At 65.1% G+C, this 19,430-nt stretch carries 23 protein-coding genes; 12 read left to right on the top strand and 11 right to left on the bottom strand.

Translation table 11 applies throughout. The features are described from left to right. The first annotated feature begins 54 nt into the window (after window positions 1–54). The 11 genes from secY (at window position 55) to AC1DKQ_RS01545 (ending at window position 8,474) form a co-directional block, all read left to right on the top strand. Entirely contained in the window at window positions 55–1,365 is a 1,311-nt protein-coding gene (gene secY, locus AC1DKQ_RS01595; RefSeq protein ID WP_476882646.1) for a preprotein translocase subunit SecY, read from the top strand. 5 nt (window positions 1,366–1,370) lie between these two features. After that, window positions 1,371–1,940, top strand: a complete 570-nt coding sequence (locus AC1DKQ_RS01590; RefSeq protein WP_377985281.1) for an adenylate kinase — start codon at window positions 1,371–1,373, stop codon at window positions 1,938–1,940. Window positions 1,941–2,197: 257 nt separating this feature from the next. Continuing rightward, complete coding sequence (gene map / locus AC1DKQ_RS01585) at window positions 2,198–3,025, top strand: type I methionyl aminopeptidase (protein ID WP_476882647.1); 828 nt, start codon at window positions 2,198–2,200, stop codon at window positions 3,023–3,025. A 130-nt stretch (window positions 3,026–3,155) separates the two neighbouring features. Beyond that, the gene (locus AC1DKQ_RS01580) at window positions 3,156–4,133 is read left to right on the top strand and encodes a P1 family peptidase (protein WP_476882648.1); all 978 of its coding nucleotides are present in this window, start codon (window positions 3,156–3,158) and stop codon (window positions 4,131–4,133) included. Between the two features lie 188 nt (window positions 4,134–4,321). Continuing rightward, window positions 4,322–4,543, top strand: coding sequence for a translation initiation factor IF-1 (gene infA / locus AC1DKQ_RS01575; protein ID WP_009358723.1), 222 nt, complete (start codon window positions 4,322–4,324; stop codon window positions 4,541–4,543). 61 nt (window positions 4,544–4,604) lie between these two features. Further along, complete coding sequence (rpmJ, locus tag AC1DKQ_RS01570) at window positions 4,605–4,718, top strand: 50S ribosomal protein L36 (protein ID WP_009358722.1); 114 nt, start codon at window positions 4,605–4,607, stop codon at window positions 4,716–4,718. 174 nt (window positions 4,719–4,892) lie between these two features. Further along, window positions 4,893–5,267, top strand: a complete 375-nt coding sequence (rpsM, locus tag AC1DKQ_RS01565; protein WP_028275004.1) for a 30S ribosomal protein S13 — start codon at window positions 4,893–4,895, stop codon at window positions 5,265–5,267. A 99-nt stretch (window positions 5,268–5,366) separates the two neighbouring features. Beyond that, a complete protein-coding gene (gene rpsK / locus AC1DKQ_RS01560; RefSeq protein WP_018773682.1) occupies window positions 5,367–5,768 on the top strand; it encodes a 30S ribosomal protein S11 in 402 nt (133 codons plus the stop codon). Between the two features lie 132 nt (window positions 5,769–5,900). Then, complete coding sequence (locus tag AC1DKQ_RS01555) at window positions 5,901–6,911, top strand: DNA-directed RNA polymerase subunit alpha (RefSeq protein WP_018773683.1); 1,011 nt, start codon at window positions 5,901–5,903, stop codon at window positions 6,909–6,911. A 74-nt stretch (window positions 6,912–6,985) separates the two neighbouring features. Further along, window positions 6,986–7,552, top strand: a complete 567-nt coding sequence (gene rplQ, locus AC1DKQ_RS01550; protein ID WP_476918033.1) for a 50S ribosomal protein L17 — start codon at window positions 6,986–6,988, stop codon at window positions 7,550–7,552. Between the two features lie 31 nt (window positions 7,553–7,583). Beyond that, the gene (locus AC1DKQ_RS01545) at window positions 7,584–8,474 is read left to right on the top strand and encodes a tRNA pseudouridine synthase A (RefSeq protein ID WP_476918032.1); all 891 of its coding nucleotides are present in this window, start codon (window positions 7,584–7,586) and stop codon (window positions 8,472–8,474) included. A gap of 86 nt (window positions 8,475–8,560) precedes the next feature. Here AC1DKQ_RS01545 and AC1DKQ_RS01540 read toward each other — a convergent pair whose 3' ends face one another. Then, window positions 8,561–10,267 (bottom strand): sensor histidine kinase, encoded by a 1,707-nt coding sequence (locus AC1DKQ_RS01540; RefSeq protein WP_476918031.1) that lies wholly within the window; start codon window positions 10,265–10,267, stop codon window positions 8,561–8,563. 208 nt (window positions 10,268–10,475) lie between these two features. Between AC1DKQ_RS01540 and AC1DKQ_RS01535 the strand changes: the two genes are divergently transcribed. Beyond that, window positions 10,476–11,237 (top strand): response regulator transcription factor, encoded by a 762-nt coding sequence (locus AC1DKQ_RS01535; protein WP_476918030.1) that lies wholly within the window; start codon window positions 10,476–10,478, stop codon window positions 11,235–11,237. A gap of 77 nt (window positions 11,238–11,314) precedes the next feature. Here AC1DKQ_RS01535 and AC1DKQ_RS01530 read toward each other — a convergent pair whose 3' ends face one another. From AC1DKQ_RS01530 to AC1DKQ_RS01485, 10 genes are all read right to left on the bottom strand, one after another. Beyond that, window positions 11,315–11,794, bottom strand: a complete 480-nt coding sequence (locus tag AC1DKQ_RS01530) for an Hpt domain-containing protein (protein WP_476918029.1) — start codon at window positions 11,792–11,794, stop codon at window positions 11,315–11,317. 132 nt (window positions 11,795–11,926) lie between these two features. Continuing rightward, on the bottom strand, window positions 11,927–12,811 hold the full coding sequence (locus AC1DKQ_RS01525) for a type II secretion system F family protein (RefSeq protein ID WP_476918028.1): 885 nt from the start codon (window positions 12,809–12,811) through the stop codon (window positions 11,927–11,929). 7 nt (window positions 12,812–12,818) lie between these two features. Continuing rightward, on the bottom strand, window positions 12,819–13,754 hold the full coding sequence (locus tag AC1DKQ_RS01520) for a type II secretion system F family protein (protein WP_476918027.1): 936 nt from the start codon (window positions 13,752–13,754) through the stop codon (window positions 12,819–12,821). A 7-nt stretch (window positions 13,755–13,761) separates the two neighbouring features. Beyond that, complete coding sequence (locus tag AC1DKQ_RS01515) at window positions 13,762–15,267, bottom strand: CpaF family protein (protein ID WP_476918026.1); 1,506 nt, start codon at window positions 15,265–15,267, stop codon at window positions 13,762–13,764. Further along, window positions 15,268–16,458, bottom strand: a complete 1,191-nt coding sequence (locus AC1DKQ_RS01510) for a CpaE/TadZ family protein (protein WP_476918025.1) — start codon at window positions 16,456–16,458, stop codon at window positions 15,268–15,270. It abuts the gene before it with no gap. Continuing rightward, entirely contained in the window at window positions 16,455–17,231 is a 777-nt protein-coding gene (gene cpaB, locus AC1DKQ_RS01505; protein ID WP_476918024.1) for a Flp pilus assembly protein CpaB, read from the bottom strand. Before cpaB ends, AC1DKQ_RS01510 begins: the two co-directional genes overlap by 4 nt. A 2-nt stretch (window positions 17,232–17,233) precedes the next feature. Beyond that, entirely contained in the window at window positions 17,234–18,202 is a 969-nt protein-coding gene (locus AC1DKQ_RS01500) for a pilus assembly protein TadG-related protein (RefSeq protein WP_476918023.1), read from the bottom strand. Continuing rightward, the gene (locus AC1DKQ_RS01495; protein ID WP_476918022.1) at window positions 18,190–18,564 is read right to left on the bottom strand and encodes a TadE/TadG family type IV pilus assembly protein; all 375 of its coding nucleotides are present in this window, start codon (window positions 18,562–18,564) and stop codon (window positions 18,190–18,192) included. The genes AC1DKQ_RS01500 and AC1DKQ_RS01495 overlap by 13 nt, the downstream gene beginning before the upstream one ends. 106 nt (window positions 18,565–18,670) lie before the next feature. Further along, window positions 18,671–18,913: a Flp family type IVb pilin gene (locus AC1DKQ_RS01490; RefSeq protein ID WP_476918021.1), complete on the bottom strand. Its 243-nt coding sequence runs from the start codon at window positions 18,911–18,913 to the stop codon at window positions 18,671–18,673. A gap of 61 nt (window positions 18,914–18,974) precedes the next feature. Further along, a complete protein-coding gene (locus AC1DKQ_RS01485) occupies window positions 18,975–19,217 on the bottom strand; it encodes a Flp family type IVb pilin (RefSeq protein WP_476918020.1) in 243 nt (80 codons plus the stop codon). Window positions 19,218–19,430 lie beyond the last annotated feature (213 nt).

Raw genomic sequence — 19,430 nt, 5'->3', positions numbered from 1 at the left:
GTTGGGTTTATTTGACCTGTCTCACACGACTTTACTTATTACTCAGGAGGACGCTTGCTTAGCGCATTCGGCCGGGCCTTTCGCACGCCTGATCTGCGACGCAAGTTGTTGTTCACGCTGGGAATCATCACAATCTTCCGCTTGGGTGCTTTCATCCCCTCGCCTGGTGTGAGCTACCAGAATGTCCAGCAATGCTTGCAGAACGGTCAGACCACGGGCGGGATCTACCAGCTCGTCAACCTGTTCAGCGGCGGTGCATTGCTGCAGGTGTCCATTTTTGCCCTGGGCATCATGCCCTACATCACCGCCAGCATCATCGTCCAGCTGCTCCGGGTGGTCATTCCCCGTTTCCAGCAGCTGTATGAGGAGGGCGCATCGGGGCAGTCAAAGCTGACCCAGTACACCCGTTACCTCACGATCGCCCTCGGCCTGCTCAACGCCACGACACTGGTGTCGCTGGCGCGGTCCGGCCAGCTGCTGCCTAACTGCCAGCTGCCCATCATCCCGGACAGCTCCATCGTCACCACGGTCCTGATCATCATCACGCTCACGGCCGGCACCGGCCTGATCATGTGGATGGGCGAGCTCGTGACCGAGAAGGGCGTCGGCAACGGCATGTCGCTGCTGATCTTCACGTCCATCGCGGCAGGCTTCCCGGGCTCGCTCGGTGCGATCTGGAAGGCACAGGGCCCCGGCACCTTCTTCCTGGTCCTGGTTATCGGCCTGCTCACCGTGGCCCTCGTGGTCTTCGTGGAGCAGTCCCAGCGCCGGATCCCGGTGCAGTACGCCAAGCGCATGATCGGCCGCCGCACCGTCGGCGGAACCAGCACGTACATCCCCATCAAGGTGAACATGGCCGGCGTCGTGCCCGTCATCTTTGCCTCGTCGATGCTGTACCTTCCGGGGCTGATCTCGCAGTTCAACCAGCCCAAGGCCGGCGAGCCGATGCAGCCCTGGGTTGAGTGGATCAACAACAACCTCACCAAGGGCGACCACCCGATCTATATGGCACTGTATTTCGCCATGATTGTGTTTTTCACCTACTTCTATGTTGCGATTACTTTCAACCCTGAAGAGGTCTCGGACAACATGAAGAAGTACGGCGGCTTCATTCCGGGCATCCGCGCCGGCAAGCCGACCGCGGATTATCTTCAGTACGTCCTATCCCGGATCACCCTGGCCGGAGCCTTCTATCTCGGCTTCGTGGCACTGATCCCGCTGGTTGCACTTGTCCTGATCAACGCGAACCAGAACTTCCCGTTCGGCGGCACCTCGATCCTGATCATGGTGGGCGTCGGTCTGGAGACCGTGAAGCAGATCGATGCGCAACTACAGCAACGTCACTACGAAGGGCTTTTGCGATGACGAGAATGTTGATTATCGGACCTCCCGGCTCCGGCAAGGGAACGCAGGCAGAACGCATTTCGGAACGCCTCGGCGTCGTTGCGATCTCCACCGGAGACATCTTCCGTGCCAACGTCAAGGGTGAGACTCCGCTCGGCGTCGAAGCCAAGAAGTACATGGACGCCGGTGACTTCGTCCCAGACAGCGTCACCAACAAGATGGTGCGCGACCGTCTCAGCGAGGACGACGTCGAGGCAGGCTTCCTGCTGGACGGCTACCCTCGCACCACCGCGCAGGTGGACTACCTCGATGAGATCCTGGCCGGCGCCGACCAGAAGCTCGACGTCGTCCTGCAGCTCACCGCGGACGACGAGGAACTGGTTACCCGCCTCCTGGGCCGTGCCAAGGAAACTGGCCGCAGCGACGACAACGAGGGCGTTATCCGTCACCGGCTGGACCTGTACCACGAGCAGACCGAACCCGTCGTGGCCAAGTACGCCGAGCGCGGCATCCTGACCCAGGTGGACGGCATCGGCCGCATCGACGAAGTCACCGAGCGCGTCATGGAAGCGATCAAGTCGGCCCAGGCCGCCTGATCCGCATCCGCTGATCCACGCCTGCGCACTGCGGCTGACGCAGCACAGAGACACAGCACAGAGACGCAGCACAGAAGGGCGCGTTCCGTACCATCGTGTACGGGACGCGTCCTTTGCTGTTGGACGGGCCGCAGGCAGTCCGTTCCGAGCCACCGTGCCGGTGCGGGAGAATAGAGCTTGAAGACTTGGGTTGATGACCCATGGGGGAGGCCCGGGGGAAGGGCCGCCGGACCGCGAGAGAAAACACTGAGGTACAGATGGCATTCGGCCAGGCACGCATTGAATACAAGACCAACGCCCAGATGCGCACGATGCATGAGGCCGGGCTTGTCCTGAGCCGGGCCCTGGATGCTGCGGTAGCCGCTGCGGCCCCGGGCGTCACCACGGCCCGGCTGGACGAGGTCTTCGCCGCCGTGCTCCAGGAAGCCGGCGCCAAATCCAACTTCCTCGGCTACCACGGGTTCCCGGCCACGATCTGCACCTCGGTGAATGAAGAAGTGGTCCACGGCATTCCCGGCAGCCGGGTGCTCCAGGACGGCGACATCATCTCGATCGACGGCGGCGCGATCGTGGACGGCTGGCACTCCGATTCGGCGCGTACCGTGATTGTCGGCACCGCCGATCCCGAGGACGTGCGCCTGTCCGAGGTCACCGAAGCAGCCATGTGGCGGGGCATCGCGGCCCTGGCCACCGGCAAATTCGTCGGCGATATCGGCAACGCGGTGGACGACTACGTCTCCTCCGTGCCCGGCAAGCCGCTGGGCATCCTGGAGGACTACGTGGGCCACGGCATCGGCTCCGAGATGCACATGGCACCGGACGTGCTGAACTACCGCACCGGCCACCGCGGGCCGAAGATCCGCCCGGGGCTGTGCCTTGCCATCGAGCCCATGCTGGTCCGCGGCAGCATCGACACCGCCGTCCTCGACGACGACTGGACCGTCGTCACCACGGACGGCAAGCGCTCCTGCCAGTGGGAGCACTCTGTCGCCGTGCACGAGAAGGGGATCTGGGTCCTCTCGGCACCGGACGGGGGAGCGGCGAAACTGGCGCCGCTCGGCGTCGTGCCCGTCCCGATCCCGTAAGCCGAATCACACCGCGACGCGCAAGTTTTCTGGCGACACCCGAATACGGGTAGCGCCAGGGATTTTGCGCGTCCCAGGGCAATTGGCGCCGCTGAAGGCGGTGGTTTACGTCGGGGCGCACAATAGAGCCATGGGAGCAACGGGAGCGATCACCGACGTCGCCGGGATCCGGATCGGCCATGTCCAGAAGTCCGACGGCGGCTGGCTGAGCGGGGTAACGGTGATTCTGCCGCCGCCGGGAACGGTGGGCTCGGTGGACGTCCGGGGCGGCGGCCCCGCGACGCATGAGACGGACTCGCTGGATCCCACCACGCTGTCCCAGGCCGTGGACGCCGTGGTCCTCACCGGGGGCAGCGCCTATGGCCTCGCAGCCGCGGGCGGGGCCATGCGCTGGTGCGAGGAGAACGGCCGCGGCTTCCCCGTCCCCGGCGGTCTTGTTCCGATCGTGCCGGCGGCCGCGATCTTCGACCTGGGCCGCGGCGGCGATTTCTCCGCCCGCCCGGGCGAGGCCATGGGCTACGCGGCTACGGCCGCCGCGGCAGCGCAGCCGGAAGGGCACGACGTCGAACGCGGCAACGTAGGCGCCGGCACGGGAGCGGCAATCGGCAGGGGCGCGTACAAAGGGGGAGTGGGCACAGCCTCCGTCACCCTAGAGAACGGGGTGACCGTGGGCGCCATTGCAGTAGTCAACGCGCTGGGACTGCCGTTTGGTACATCGCCGCAACGGGTGGAACCCGGGGCGGACGGCCCAAACGCTTCGGAACCCGAGAGCGGCAAGGAGCCGCCGCCGCTCAACACCACCCTGGTCGTCGTCGCCACCGACGCGGTCCTGGACACGGCGGACTGCAAGCGGACGGCCTCGGCTGCCCACGCGGGGCTGGCCCGTGCGCTGGCGCCCAGCCACACGCTCGCTGACGGCGACACCGTGTTCGCCCTGGCGACGGGCGCCGTGGCACTTGACCGCAGCACCCCGACGGCCCGGCAGATAAGCCTCATTACACTGCAGAGCGCGGCGGCCGACGTCGTCCGGCTTGCCATCCTTGACGGGATCTCGCGGGCGGAGGCAGTGACGACGGCGGCCGGGACGCTAGGTGCGTACGGACGCTGAGTGCGCTACGATGGCTGGATTTAACTCCGGATTTAACAATCGGACCACGATGGCGTAGTGTTGTCTGTTGGTTGTCTGCCCCGTTGTGCCCTTTTGTGGTCGGGTGGCATCAACCAACCAATCAAAAACGTCCGCGGTCATGACCGGTGCAAACCGGGAGGCTGCGGCAACAACAGTTAGCGGAGGGTATGGCCAAGAAGGACGGGGTCATTGAGATCGAGGGCGTTGTGACCGAGGCGCTGCCCAACGCGATGTTTCGCGTTGAGCTCACCAACAAGCACATCGTTCTGGCACACATCTCTGGAAAGATGCGCCAGCACTACATCAGGATCCTCCCCGAGGACCGCGTAGTGGTGGAGCTGAGCCCTTACGACCTGACACGTGGTCGTATCGTCTACCGCTACAAGTAAACACTGGGCGGCCAGAGCAATAGCCGAGGGCCGGTCCAGCTGACACACGCAAAGGAACGCCATGAAGGTCAAGCCGAGCGTCAAGCAGATCTGCGAAAAGTGCAAAGTGATCCGCCGTAATGGCCGGGTCATGGTGATCTGCGAGAACCCGCGCCACAAGCAGCGCCAGGGCTAATTTCCTTCACAGGAAATCCTGGGTTGCTAACCCACGCAAGTAAATAAAGGCAGCACAAGCTGAACTGGGACGTATTGAGCCCGGACAGCTAACCCCCGGTCGGAGGCTGGGGCCGCACTGAAACTGCGGGTGTACTGCCTACGACCTCCGGTTTATACAAGGAGTACTGCCAATATGGCTCGTCTCGCTGGCGTAGACATTCCCCGCGAAAAGCGGTTGGAAATTGCGCTTACTTACATCTACGGCGTGGGCAAGACCCGTGCACACGAAACCCTGGCTGCTACCGGCATCAGTGCTGACGTTCGGGTCAAGGACCTGACCGACGCACAGCTGGTTGAGCTTCGTGACTACATTGAAGGCAACTACAAGGTTGAGGGTGACCTTCGCCGCGAAGTGGCCGCTGATATCCGCCGCAAGGTTGAAATCGGCAGCTACGAAGGTATTCGCCACCGCAAGGGCCTGCCAGTGCGCGGTCAGCGTACGAAGACGAACGCACGTACCCGCAAGGGTCCGAAGCGCACCGTCGCAGGCAAGAAGAAGGCCCGTTAAGCCACATTTGTCCCCTAAAATCGCTGACGCGATTTCAGGGAACCCGGCAAATGAGGGAACAACGGAGCTTTCCCCCAATAACTTTCTGTAGGAGAAAAAATGCCCCCGAAGACTCGTGGCGCGGTTCGCAAGCCGCGTAAGAAGGACAAGAAGAATATCGCGCTGGGCCAGGCGCACATCAAGAGCACCTTTAACAACACCATCGTGTCCATCACGGACCCGAACGGTGCTGTCATCTCCTGGGCTTCGTCCGGTGAGGTTGGCTTCAAGGGCTCGCGTAAGTCCACCCCGTTCGCTGCCCAGATGGCCGCCGAAGCCGCCGCAAAGCGTGCACAGGAGCACGGCATGCGCAAGGTTGACGTGTTCGTCAAGGGACCGGGTTCCGGACGCGAAACCGCCATCCGCTCGCTCCAGGCCGCTGGCCTCGAAGTTGGCTCCATCCAGGACGTCACCCCCAGCGCCCACAACGGCTGCCGTCCGCCGAAGCGCCGCCGCGTCTAAGGCTTTCCAGCGCCAGGAGCTTGCCCGGACCCTCGCCGGTCCGGGCAGGCCCGGCCGCGTTAAGTCTCCAGACCGATCTTTCCACCACCTGTGTTGCGTCATATAGCGGATGCTCGCCGAAAGGAAACCTAAGTGCTCATTGCACAGCGCCCCACCCTCTCCGAAGAGGTCGTCTCCGAAAACCGCTCACGGTTCATCATCGAACCGCTGGAGCCGGGCTTCGGTTACACTCTCGGAAACTCCCTCCGCCGTACCCTGCTCTCCTCCATCCCCGGTGCCTCTGTAACGAGCATCCGGATCGATGGCGTGCTGCACGAGTTCACCACGGTTCCGGGTGTCAAGGAAGATGTCACCGAGATCATCCTGAACATCAAGAACCTGTCGGTTTCCTCCGAGCACGACGAGCCGGTTGTTGCTTACCTGCGCAAGCAGGGCCCGGGAGTCGTCACGGCAGCGGACATCGCTCCGCCGGCCGGCGTCGAATTCCACAACCCGGATCTGCACATTGCCACGCTGAACTCGAAGGGCAAGTTCGAACTCGAACTGACCATCGAGCGCGGTCGCGGCTACGTTTCGGCAGCTCAGAACAAGTCCGGCGACTCCGAGATCGGCCGCATCCCGGTCGACTCGATCTACTCGCCGGTCCTGAAGGTTACTTTCCGTGTGGAAGCTACCCGTGTTGAGCAGCGCACTGACTTCGACAAGCTCATTGTCGACGTCGAGACCAAGCAGGCAATCGCCCCGCGCGACGCTGTTGCTTCGGCAGGTACCACCCTGGTGGAACTGTTCGGTCTGGCCCGCGAGCTGAACACCGCAGCTGAAGGTATCGAGATCGGCCCGTCGCCGACGGACGCTGCCCTGGCAGCCGACATGGCTCTGCCGATCGAGGATCTGGACCTGACGGTCCGTTCCTACAACTGCCTCAAGCGTGAGGGCATCCACACCGTGGGTGAACTCGTTGCCCGCTCCGAGGCTGACCTCATGGACATCCGCAACTTCGGCGCGAAGTCCATCGATGAGGTCAAGGCCAAGCTGGTCGAACTGGGCCTGTCCCTCAAGGACTCCCCTCCCGGTTTCGATCTCGCAGCACGTGCCGCAGCCATCGAAGAGGACGACGCCGCGTTCAGCGACGACGAGCTCTAACCAACAGATCTTGGCCGGCTGGCTGGATGCACCCTGGTGCGCAGCCCAACGGCTTCCAATGAGGAGAAACTATTATGCCTACCCCCGCTAAGGGTCCGCGCCTCGGAGGCGGAGCGAGTCACGAGCGTCTTATGCTCGCGAACCTGTCCGCCGCACTTTTCGAGCACAAGCGGATCACCACCACGGTAACCAAGGCCAAGCGCCTGAAGCCGTACGCCGAGCGCCTGGTGACTTTCGCCAAGCGTGGCGACCTTTCTTCCCGCCGTCGTGTACTCGGCCTGATCAGCAACAAGGGCATCGTCCACGAGCTGTTCACCGACATTGCACAGGCAGTGGAGAACCGCGATGGCGGCTACACCCGCATCACCAAGATCGGCAACCGCAAGGGCGACAACGCCCCCATGGCTGTCATCGAACTGGTTCTCGAGCCGGTTTCCGCTAAGCAGGCCGTGGTAGCCGAGGCTACCTCTGCTGCCAAGCGCGATGCAGACAAGAAGGACGCCACGAAGGCCGAAGCAGCTCCGGTTGCCGAGACCGAAGAGGCTCCCGAGGCTGAGGTCGCTGAGACTGAAGCTGCTGCTAACGAAGAGGCTCCGGCCGCTGAGGAAGCAGCCGTTGAGTCCGAGAAGGACGCGAAGTAATTCGCTAGATCTTTCTTATAGACTTAAGTCTATGAACGAGCTCAAACCCGCTGCCCCCGTCTTGGGGGGCGGCGGGTTTTTGCGTATCCGGATGGATGTGGCGTACGACGGCGGCCCGTTCAGTGGGTGGGCTGTGCAGCCGGGCCTGCGCACCGTCCAAGGCGTCCTGGAAGAGGCCCTGGCGCTGCTGATCCGCCGCCCCATCCGCGTCACGGTGGCCGGCCGCACCGACGCGGGCGTGCACGCCCGCGGCCAGGTTGTCCACTTCGACCTCAGCGAAGCGGAGTGGCTGGGCCTGAACCGGGGCGCTGAACTGGATCCCGCGGTAGCCTTGTTCCGTCGCATCCGCGGCGCCTTGAGCCGGGGCCTGGGCGAGCTCAGCGGGGCCATCGAGGTGCATACCGTAAGCATTGCGCCCGCTGGCTTCGACGCCCGCTTCTCCGCCCTCTGGCGCCGCTATTCCTACAGGATCGCCGACGGCCCCGCGCTGTGGGACCCGCTGGGACGTGCCTCCACTCTGTGGCACAAGGATCCGCTCGATGTCGGGCTCCTCAACGAGGGCGCCGCGCCGCTGCTCGGGCTGCAGGATTTCCGTTCGTACTGCAAGCCCCGCGAAGGCGCCACGACCATCCGTGAACTGCAGCGTTTCGAATTCGCCCGCGGCACCGACGGCGTCATTGTCGCCACCGTGCAGGCCGACGCATTCTGCCACAACATGGTCCGGTCCCTGGTGGGCTCGGCGTTGTACGTAGGGGAGGGCGTAGAGGCCCCGGGCTGGCTCTACGAACGGCTCCTGGCCCGGCAGCGGGATGCCAAGTCTGTGCTGGCTGCCCCGCATCCGCTGGTGCTCGAGGAAGTGGCCTACCCGACAGCCAGCGGCATGCTGGCCCGCGCCGAATTGACCCGGGCCCTGCGCGCCTAGATTGTTCGGCGAAATCGCCGAAAAGCGGCCAGATCGCCGGAAGTTACCAGCGATCCGGCAGCTTTCCGGCGACCTCGGGCCCTCTCCTAGAAGGCGGCCGGGGGACCGTCGGCGGGAAGCTCGAGAGTGAAAGTGGTTCCGTGACCCGGACGGGTGCGGCAGGAGATGGATCCGCCGTGCCGTTCCACGATGGCTTTGGTGATGGACAGTCCCAGACCGGCCCCCGGAATGGAACCGTCGCGGACGGCAGGGCTGCGGAAGAAGCGGGTGAAGACCCGTCCGGCGTCGGCGGTGGTCATGCCCATTCCGGTGTCCGCGACGTGGAGACGCACCAGACCGTCGGTCGTGCTGGCGGAGATCCGCACCGACCCGCCGTCGGGAGAGTACTTGATCGCGTTTGAAACGAGGTTGTCCAGGGCCTGGGTGATCCGGAGCGGATCCACGTTGGCCCAGAGCGGGACCGGGACGTCCATCGCCAGGCAGACCCGGTGTGCCTGTGCCTGTGCCTGGGCAGAGCCAAGGCTGGCCTCCACGAGACCGGCGAGGTCCGTGCGGCGGGGATGGACGTGGACTGCGGCGCTGGCGGACATGAGGAGGTCCGACACCAGGGCCAGGAGCCGCTCCGCATTGCGCTGCGCCACTTCGACACGGCGTGTCACCGGACTGTCCAGGCCCTCCGTGTCGGCGAGCACCAGGTCCAGGTTGCCGATGATGGATGTCAGCGGCGTGCGGAATTCGTGGGAGACGGTGGAGACCACCTCGTCCTTCGCCGCGAGGGCATCCACGAGGAGTGTGACCTCGTTGAAGACCACCACCGCCCCCCGGAAGTTACCGGCGTCGTCCTTGAGAGGCCGGGCTCCCGTCGAGAGGACACGGCTGGCGGACCCCTCGCCGAAGCAGACAAGGTAGTCGGCAAAGGACTCGCCGGCCAGCGCGCGGCGGATGGGGCGGCGCTCGAGGGGCAGCGGGGTCATTCTGTCCTGCCCTGTCAGCAGCAGCTGGCCTTCTTCCGCCGGCAATTCCGCCGACTCCGGCGATTCCGGCGACTTCGCAGAGGCGGGGGCAGCGGCCGCGGATGCCTCCAGCTGGGTCTGCCAGCTGTTGGTCAGCAGCCGCCGGCCAGCGGCGTCGACTGCCACGATGCCGACGTCGACGGTGTCAAGAATGGTGTTCAGGAGCTGTTCGCGTTCCCTGCTGTCCGCGAGCAGGACTTCCAGTTCGGCTTCCTTGGACTGGATCCGCCACTGCTCGTGCCGAAGGCGGGCCCGCGCGAAACGCATGGCCAGGGAGACCGCCAGCATCATCAGCGGCACCAGCACGGCTTCGACCGTGCGGGCTGCCAGCGGAGCCGCGCGGTCCGCGAAGAGCCAGGGCAGGGCGGCCAGCAGTGGCACCGAGAAGCTCAGTGAAACGCTCGCGGCGGCCGACAGCCGGGACGCCGAAATCCACACCACGGGCAGGACCGAGAGCACACCGGGATCCGGCAGGCCGGCGGAAGTGCCGTCCCGGAGCAGGCCGATCGCGACCAGGTCCAGGACGGGGATGACGAGCGGCGCCAACGGACCAAAACCTTGCCAGGGGACCAGGACGCAGGCCGCAAGGAGCACGGCCTGCAGCGCAAGTGCGAACCGGCACAAGGCGCTGTCCGGAAGGCCGGGCCACGCGGCCGGGGCTGCGAGTACCACTCCTGTCATCATCATGGCCAGCGGCAGCTGGCACACAAGGACCCGCGCGGGCGGCCCCAGAGCCTTGCCGTATCGGTCCGCACCGCGGATCAGCCGCTGTTTAAGCAAAGACGCCCCGTTCCCTTCCCGTTGCTCCAGTTTTACACCTTGTGTCACGTAAATTTGACACAAAACGAAGTTTTGCTATTTGTATTACCGAGCAGCCGGGAATTTGCCGCGTAGGGTGGGTATTCTGGCAATGCCGGTGGGGGCCGGCGAGTACATTGCTGCCGGCGCATCCGCGAACGGCGGCGCAGCGTGACACATGAGGGGGGCCATGACCGACCTGGGAGTCGCCGTCGTAGTAGAAGACGACGAAGATGTTCGGAACCTTGTCGAAGCCGTATTGAGCCAGGCAGGCTTCGAAGTTCATTCGGCGGCCGGTGGGCGTGAAGGGGTCGACGTCGTCAGGGCGCGGGAGGCGAGCGTGGTCACCCTGGATGTCGGACTGCCCGATATCGACGGTTTCGAGGTGCTGCGCCGGATCCGGCAGTTCAGCGACGCCTACGTGGTCATGCTGACGGCGCGGACCGACGAACTTGACACGCTGACGGCGTTTCATACCGGCGCTGATGACTTTCTGGCGAAGCCTTTCCGGCCGCGCGAGTTGCGCGCCCGCGTCGGTGCCATGATGCGCCGGCCCCGGCAGGACATCGGGACCGCACACGTATCCGGTGGTGACGCCGTCGCCGCGCCGGCGCCGTCGCAAAGTCCGGTGCTGCACCACAACGGCCTGGACTTGAACCCCGAGACCCGGTCCGTGAGCGTCGACGGGGTGGCGATCAGCCTGACCCGCAGCGAGTTCGACCTCCTGCAGGCCCTTCTCGTGGGCGCCGGCGCTGTGCGGTCCAAGACCGAACTGGTGCGGGTTGTCCGGGGTGATTATTATCGGGCGGATGCCTACATCAGCGAATCCGACGAACGCGCCGTCGAGGTTCATATCGGCAACCTGCGCAGGAAACTCGGCGAGGACCCGGTGCAACCGCGCTGGCTGCAGACTGTCCGCGGGGTGGGCTACCGGCTTTCGCCGGCGCGGTAGCTTCTCTGGCTGGTCGGCGCCCGGCGTCCGGTAGCCGGCGCCCGGATCGTGAGTTGGGGGCAGCGGTACCGGCGGCCCTAGCTGTCCCACAGCACATAGCTGAACTGGAGCTCGTCAATGGTTTCCCCGCCGCGCTCGGCGACGTCGCGCAGGAGCGCCAGGGCGTGGCCCATCTCGCCGGCCCTGAGGGCGTTCTCCAGCTCGCCGGCGAGCTGGGCCAGGCGCAGGCCGCCGACCATGGCCGAGGACGTCTTCAGGCTCAGCACCGCGTCCATCGAGCCGGCGAGATCCCCACGCTCCAGGGCCGACGCCAGCGAGCGGTACCGCTGATCCCACATCCGCGTGTAATCCCTCGCAAATCCCTTCGCCACGGCCGGGCTGTCTAGCTGGTCACCAAGCTCCTGAAGAGCGCCCGGATCCACAAGCGGGGGCGCCGCCGGGAGGACCGCCGGCGCACTGGACGCCGTGAAGGCAGGCACCGGCAGCCCGGGAGAGTTTGTGGGAGCGAGGGCAATGCTCGCGTCTCCGTCGTCGGGGCAAGCGCTTGGAAGGGACATGTGAACACGCTACTTGCTGATAGAGGCGATGCCTTGCAGCCCGGTCTATCCTGCGGAAACCTTGAGGCATTCCGATGGGGAACCAAGCACGGGCGCTATTGCGGGCTATGGACCCGACTGTGACCGAGGCTGTTACTGGCCGCTGAACGTGTCAATGGCGTTAATGACGGCCGGGCCCAGGATGGCAATGAAAAGCACCGGGAAAATGAAGAACAGCAAGGGGAACAAGATGGTGACGGGCAACTTCATGGCCTTCTCCTCAGCCCGTTGCCGGCGCTTGACCCGCATGACCTTCGCCTGAATCCGCAGCACCCGGCTGATGGCAATGCCGTAGGCGTCGGCCTGGACCACCGCCTGGACGAAGCTGCGCAGCTCGGGCACGTTGGTCCGTTCCGACAGTGCCACGTAGGACTCCCGCCGGCTGCGCCCGACCTGCATGTCCTGCAGGGTCCGGATCAGTTCCTCCGCCAGCGGGCCTTTGCCGTTCTCGCCCGCGCGGGCCATAGCCCCTTCGAAGCCCAGGCCCGCTTCCACGGAGATGAGCATCTGGTCCAGCGTGTTGGCCAGTTCCAGCTGCATGATCTTCTGCCGCTCCTGCCCCTTGCTGTAGAGCAGGAGGTCGGGGATGAAGTAGCCCAGCAGGAGCACAAAGATTCCCACCAGCTTGAGGATCGGCGTCGAACTGTTGGCGCTGATCCAGAAGCCCAGGAGGGCACCAAGGAGGCCAAGGAGCGGCTTGGCCGAGAGCACCCGCCCCAGCGGCAGGGAGGCGGGGCGCCCGGCGAGGGACAGCAGCCTGTCCAGCTTGCGGACGTAGGCCGCGGGGGTCAGCCGGTAGCCGATCCGTTCCAGCAGGCCACTGCGGTCCCGCTGGGTGAGTTCGGCAGGGTCCGCGCCCAGGGTGAGTATCTCCCGGACGGCGCGCTGTGATCCGCGGTCGACCGAGAGCAGGGACCACGCGAGATAGCCGAGCGGCAGAGCCACCAACAGCATGGCAAGAAGTACGGCGGGTGCCATGGCCGGCTCAGAACTTCAGGTCGATGATCTTGCGCATCCACAGACCGCCAATGGTCATGAGGATGACGGAAGCGCCGATCATGCCCCACCCCAGCGGGTGCGTGAACATGGCGTTCATGTAGCCGGGATTGACCAGCATCAGCATCACCACGATCCCGATCGGCATGGCCATGAGGATGTAGGCGGAGAACTTGCCCTCGGCGGCGAGGGACTTGATGTGCCCCTTGATCTCGCTGCGCTCGCGGATGGTCTCGTTGACCTGGTCCAGGACTTCGGCCAGGTTCCCGCCTACCTCGCGGTTGATCTGGATGGCCTGGGCGACCCAGACGAAATCCTCGTTCCGCATCCGGTCCGCGGTGTCGGTGAGGGAGGCCAGAAGGTCCCGGCCAAGGCTGGTCTCGGTGACCACGCGGCGCATCTCCTCCGACGTCGGGCTTTGCGATTCGGACGCGGCGGCGTCAATGGCGCGCAGAACGCTGTGCCCCGCCCGGAGGCCGCCGGAGAGCAACTGCAGGGTATCGCCGAGCTGCTGGTCGAACTTGTTGCGGCGCTTGCCGGTCAGGAAGCCGATCACGAGATGTCCCACGACCGGTGCCAGGAGCACCAGCAGGACCGCCAGCAACGGGCCCGCGACAACGAACCCGGCCACTCCCGCCGCAACGGCGCCGGCCAGCAGCAGGACGAAAAAGTCGGCCTGGCCCAGGCGCAGTCCGGCCTGCTCCAGCGACTCGCGGTTGAAGAGCCGGACCTTGCGGCCGGAGAAGAACCCGTCCACCAGGTGGACGGCCGAACCGGCGAACCGCGTCAACTGAGAGTCTGGCTGGCCCTTGACGGGCCGGCGTCGGTCCAGCGGGACACTTGCCCCGCCCGGTGCGAGCAGCACGAACCCCAGGACCACCACGGCGCTGAAGAGCAGGCCGACGCCGATGGGCAGCAGAGTCATCGGCAGATCACGCCCTTCCGGCCGGCGTCAGCTGCGCGGCAAACACAGCGGGGGAGACATAGATGCCCAGGTCCTCGAACCGGTCTATAAAGCGCGGCCGGATGCCGGTGGGGACCGGTCTGCCGAGAAACCGGCCATGGGCGTCGACGCCGGCGGCGTAGTCGAACACGAAGGCGTCCTGGAGCGTGACGATGTCTCCCTCCATGCCCTGGACCTCGGTCACGTGGGTGATCCGCCGGGTGCCGTCCCGCAGGCGGGAAATCTGGATAATCAGGTTGACGGCGGAGGCGATCTGTTCCCGGATGGCCCGCAGCGGCAGGTCCATGCCAGCCATGAGCACCAGCGTCTCCAGCCGGGCCACGGCATCCCGGGGCGAGTTGGAGTGGACGGTGGAGAGCGAACCGTCGTGGCCGGTGTTCATGGCCTGGAGCATGTCCAGTGATTCGCCGCCGCGGACCTCGCCCACCACGATCCGGTCCGGCCGCATGCGCAGGGAGTTCCGCAGCAGTTCTCGGATGGTGACCTCGCCCTTGCCCTCGGTGTTCGACGGCCGGCTTTCCAGCCGCACCACGTGTTCCTGCTGGATCTGGAGCTCGACGGCGTCCTCGATGGTCACGATCCGCTCGTCGTTGGGCAGGAAGGAGGACAGGACGTTGAGCAGTGTCGTCTTGCCCGTGCCGGTACCGCCGGAGACGATGATGTTGAGCTTGGCCTTCACGCAGGCGTTCAGCAGCTCCGCCATTTCCGGCGTCAGCGTGCCGAACTCGATGAGGTTCCGGATGGTCAGCGGGACCTTGCTGAATTTTCGGATGGTCAGCGAGGAACCGCCGACGGCGAGGGGCGGGATGACGGCGTTGACGCGCGACCCGTCCTCGAGCCGCGCATCCACCAGGGGCGAGGACTCATCGATGCGCCGGCCCACCTTGGAAACAATGCGCTCGATCACTTTGCGTAGGTGGTCCTCGGAACTAAAGCGGGACTCCGTCAGAGTCAGTTTGCCGTTCCGTTCCACGTAAATCTGGTCCATCCGGTTGACCATGATTTCCGTGACGGCGGGGTCGTCCAGGAGGCGCTGCAACGGGCCGTAGCCCAGGACGTCGTCGGCCACGTCGCGGACCAGCCGAGAGCGCTCTTCGACGGACAGGGGGACCTGTTCGGCGTCGATGATGCGGGTCAGCTCTTCCCGCGCCGAGGTGCGGAGGTCCTCTTCCTTGGTTGCCGAATCGTTGAAGCGGGTTCCCATCCGTTCGAACAAGGCCGTGGCGGCCCGTTGCTTGAGGGCCGCGAAGGCGTCGACGGGCTGCTGGCCCCGGGCACGGGGTTCCTGGTGCTCAGGGAAGCCCGGCGCAGGTGGGTGGCTGTCTTTCTGGAGCACGACGGCGGCCGCCGGTGCCGCCGTCGTCTCGCTTCCGCCCAGCCGGGACGCTGCTGGCGGTGATACCTTCAGCGGGGACACGGCCGGCGGGGGTGCGGGCGTACCCTCGGCGGAGCGGAGCCGCTCGGAGAGCTTCACTTAGACCACCACCCGACGGTGGAGCTTCTTCTGGGCGGTGGCGCGCCAGGCGGGATCGAACCGGTTGACGAGCTGGCGCAGGCCCTTGATGGCCGGGTCCTTGCGTCCGTCCTGGAGCACCGGGATGCCGCGGTTGGTGGAGAACGCGACTGCCTTGGACCGGGGGATGCTGACGTCCACGGGCGCCCCGATGGTCGCCTCGACGTCCTGGACGCTCAGCCCGGACTTGGAGTCGGCCATGTTCAGGACCACGTGGCGGGTCTCCGGCAGCAGATTGAGCCGCCGGAGGATTTCCAGGCCGGAGCGCAGCCCGCGGATGCTCGGCACGTCCATGGCGGTCACCCAGACCGCATCGGTGCATTGTTCGAGCGCGGCGAGCCCGACCTCCGGGAGCCCGGGCGCGGTGTCGACCACGACGTACTGGAACTGTTCGGCCAGTTGTTCGAGCAGCCGGGTGACCTGCTGTGGCGTGATGTCGTCCGCCTCCTCGGGCGTCCTGGGGGCGCAGAGGGCGTAGATACTGGCGGGGTGGACCGTGAGGAAGGCCTTGAGCACGAGGGAATCCTGGCTGGCCGAGGACGAGACGGCGTCGGTCACGGTGTGTTCCGGGTTTAGGTACAGGCCAGAGGCGACGTCCCCGAACTGCAGGTCCAGGTCCACGATCACCACGCCCATGGGTGCGACTTTGCCGAGTCCGATCGCTATGTTGGTGGCAATCGTGGTCTTACCGACCCCGCCCTTGGGGGAGAAGACTCCGATCACCAATCCCTTGGCGCTGTCCGGCTGACTGGCTGCCGTGGTCCGGTTGCGGGTGGCGAACGACTGGCAGGCCCGTTCCAGCAGCACCCGGATCTGGGCGGGGTCCGCCGCCGGGCTGAGGATGTCGCGGATGCCGGCACGCATGGCCAGGAGGATGAAATTCGGATCTGCCTCGCCGACCAGGATGACGCTGAGCTCGGGAAGCTGGACGTCGAACACCGTCGCCAGGCGCAGGGCGTCCTCCACCGGCACGTCCGGTCCCAGGATCAGGACCTCCGGCCGTTCCTGGTTGAGGCTGGCGAAGAGCTCGGCAGGGTTCGCGGGATTGACGAACGCGAAGGTCTGCAGGGTGCCGGGGAGGCCGCCGGCCAGCGCCTGGCGGACGCGGGCATCAAAGTCCGTGTTCGGGGAAATCAGGACAAAGCGGCTCATTTGTAGACCTCCGGTTTCGTTATGATTCCTGGCCGGCCGCTGTCCTTGGCGTTGAGCGGTTCCTTGCTCAGCCAAAGGCTGGCGGTGTCGGTGAACTCCGAGGCGTAGACGATCTTGCCGGCGTCGACGTCGTTCACGGCGACGGTCAGCAGCAGCGATCCGGTGGGGAGCGAGGTATCTTCGGGCGGTGCGGTGGCACCATCTGCTGAGGGCTGGGCAGGAGCCGTAGCGACGGGGGCGCGCTGCACCGCGGTCACCAGGACCTTGTGGATGGTCAGCTGGGTTGTTTCCTTCTCCGGCTTGGCTTCGAGGCCGCCGCTTTTGAAGGAAATGAAGATACCGACGTGATCCCCGGGTGCCAGCCTGCCGCCGACCACGCGCTGCGGTTCGAGCTGGAAGGAGACTTCCTGCAGACCGGCCGGGATCTGCACGGATCCGCTGGTCTGCAGTTCCTCGGGTGCGATCAATCGCTCCGCGACGAGTTGCTCGCCGGGGAGCAGCTCAACCGCGGTAACTTTGCCGGCCAGCCCGTCCAGGTTCTGGAGCGCCGACTTCGAGACAGCCTTTCCGGGAAGTTCCTCGCTGGTGACGAAGCCTTTCAGAGATGCAACCGAGGTGCCCGCGGGCACCGCTTTATTGACCACGAGGACGGTGAGGGGTTCGAGGCCTTGAACCGCCCGGCTGTCGGCTCCTTGCGCGTAGCTGACCACCAGGATGGCTCCGACGACGGCCAGTACCAGGGCCGCGATTCCTGCCAATAAGCGTGAGTTCACTGTTAGGGCACTCCAATGGTTAGGCGGACTATTGAGGTCCCGTAGTCCGGTGCCCCGCCGAGTTCGAAGGCATCCGACAGAGAGACGTATCGGACGAAATAGCCCCTGATGGTCTTGTTCTTGAGCGTCCCGCTCAGTGACCAGCTGTAATTGGCGAAGCGGTAGCCAGTGACATGGAAGGAGGCGAATCCCTTGACGTAGTACTTGCCGCTGGACCCGTTACCGGTGGCCACGTCGTATAGCGGGAAAAGGACTGTTTGGTCGTTCATCTTGCTCATGTCCGCAGCGGTGCACTCGCCTGGTGCGCTCGCGCCCGTGTTGCTGGTGAACCATGCGCCAGCACTGTTCGCCTGCCCGGCGGTCAGGGTGACTCCGCATTTGGCATCGCTATCCGAAATCCACCCGAAGCCACCCGGGATCTCGCCACAGCCGCCGGAATCCATGTCCAGGACCTGTTCGGCGCCAGCCAGCGAACCGGGTATCAGGTTGAGTTTGCATTGGGCAATGGCCAGGGGCAGAAGGATCGTGCCCGTGGACGGCGTCCCCCACTGCACACGGGACGCGGCTGTTACTTCGGCGCTTGAAAAACCCAGGGCACGGGCAAAGAAGAGCGAAACGCTGTTGGGCGTCTTACCTGCTTCCTGGGCCCCCACCGTTACTTTCACGGTGCGGGCGGCCTTGTCCAGGACGAGGGCTGCGATGTTGCTCGCGCCGTCGGGGGCGTTGCCGTTGGCGAGGCTTCGGGCGAGCGGGGAACTGGTGGAGCAGTCGGCGTCGCTGATGTCCTTGGCGCACTTTTGGGCGATCATAAGTGCCACTGCATCCGAGCCGTTCTGATCCTGGGTCCGCTCGGCGTAAAGCATGCCGACGTCGACCGCTAGGGCGGCGAACCCCAACAGGGTCACCATGAGGATCGCGACGAGGATGCTGACGGCGCCGCGCTCGCTGCTTCCGTTCCCTACCCGCCGCATACCATGACTCCCTTGCCTTGCAGGGGGAACGGGCCGGCGATGCCCGTCATGGTGGCGAGGGTGTAGGTGATGGTGAAGGTCACTTGCGCTCCGGAGGTACACGTGGCGGGACTAACGGTGATGTTGGCGTCCGTCAAGGCAGGCTGTAAGGCCGTGGCCGCGTTCTTGGCTGCGGTTCGCGCGGCCGTGGGATCGTTGCCTATCGCCATCACGCGCACGCCTTCACGGGCGGCGCTGGACAGCGAAATCTGGACATTGTAGGCGCGGCCGAACTCCATGATGCCCAGCAGCAGCATGATCAGGACCGGAGCCAGGAGGGCGAACTCCACGGCGACGGCTCCCCTTTCATTTGTCTTGGACATTGAGGGACCGCCTTCCTGCGGATACTGTTTGCAGGCTCCTGGAACAGTCAGGGTTGGGGACGGCCGAAGCCTTCCCCAACCCTGACTGGTGGATCATAGAGCGCTGCTAGCTGCAGCTAGAGGCGGTTGCTCCAGTCCCGCCGCTTGCCGGTACTCCCGCCGTGTAGTGCTTTCCGCTGACGCCGCACTGAACCGACTCGAAGGTGGAATTCAAAGTGCCGCCGAGCAGTGTGACGGCGACGATAATCACGACGGCGATAAGGGAGACCATGATGCCGTATTCAACAGCGGTGGCGCCGCGCTGTTCGCGGCGAAGACGGGTCGCGATGTTGCTGACGAGAGAACTCATAAATGCCTCCGGGCGAAGTGGGCAGTTGGCCGCGATCAGGATTGGAATAAAGCTGGAAATGTTAGGAGCACTTCGCCGCGACGGCCGCGGTGCCTCCCGCAGCCGGGACAGACGGGGAGAACGTTTTTCCGCTGACGGAGCACTGAACCTTTGTGAACGTTTCCTGCAAGGTGCCGCCGAGCAGCGTGACAGCAACGATGATCACGACGGCGATGAGGGAGACCATGATGCCGTATTCGACGGCGGTGGCGCCGCGCTGGTTTCGGCGAAGGCGGGCTGCGAAGCTGGAGAGAATAGAACGCATTGGTGACTCCTGAGCGAGTTGGGAGGCTGGCCCTGCACCAGCACTGAGAGGAACTTAGCAACTGACGACACGCCGACGATTCGGCTTTGACGCATCCTGTGCCAAGGCTTCCCAAACTGCACCTTTCCTGTACATTCACTGCGCCCAACCTGCGCTCGTATACAGCTTCTTCGCCGAATTCCTGGCAAACAGAAGGACCCCCTCGGCTCTGGT

This window comes from Arthrobacter sp. 05L421, from assembly GCF_056397785.1.
This window is presented reverse-complemented; position numbering and strand designations above follow the sequence as displayed.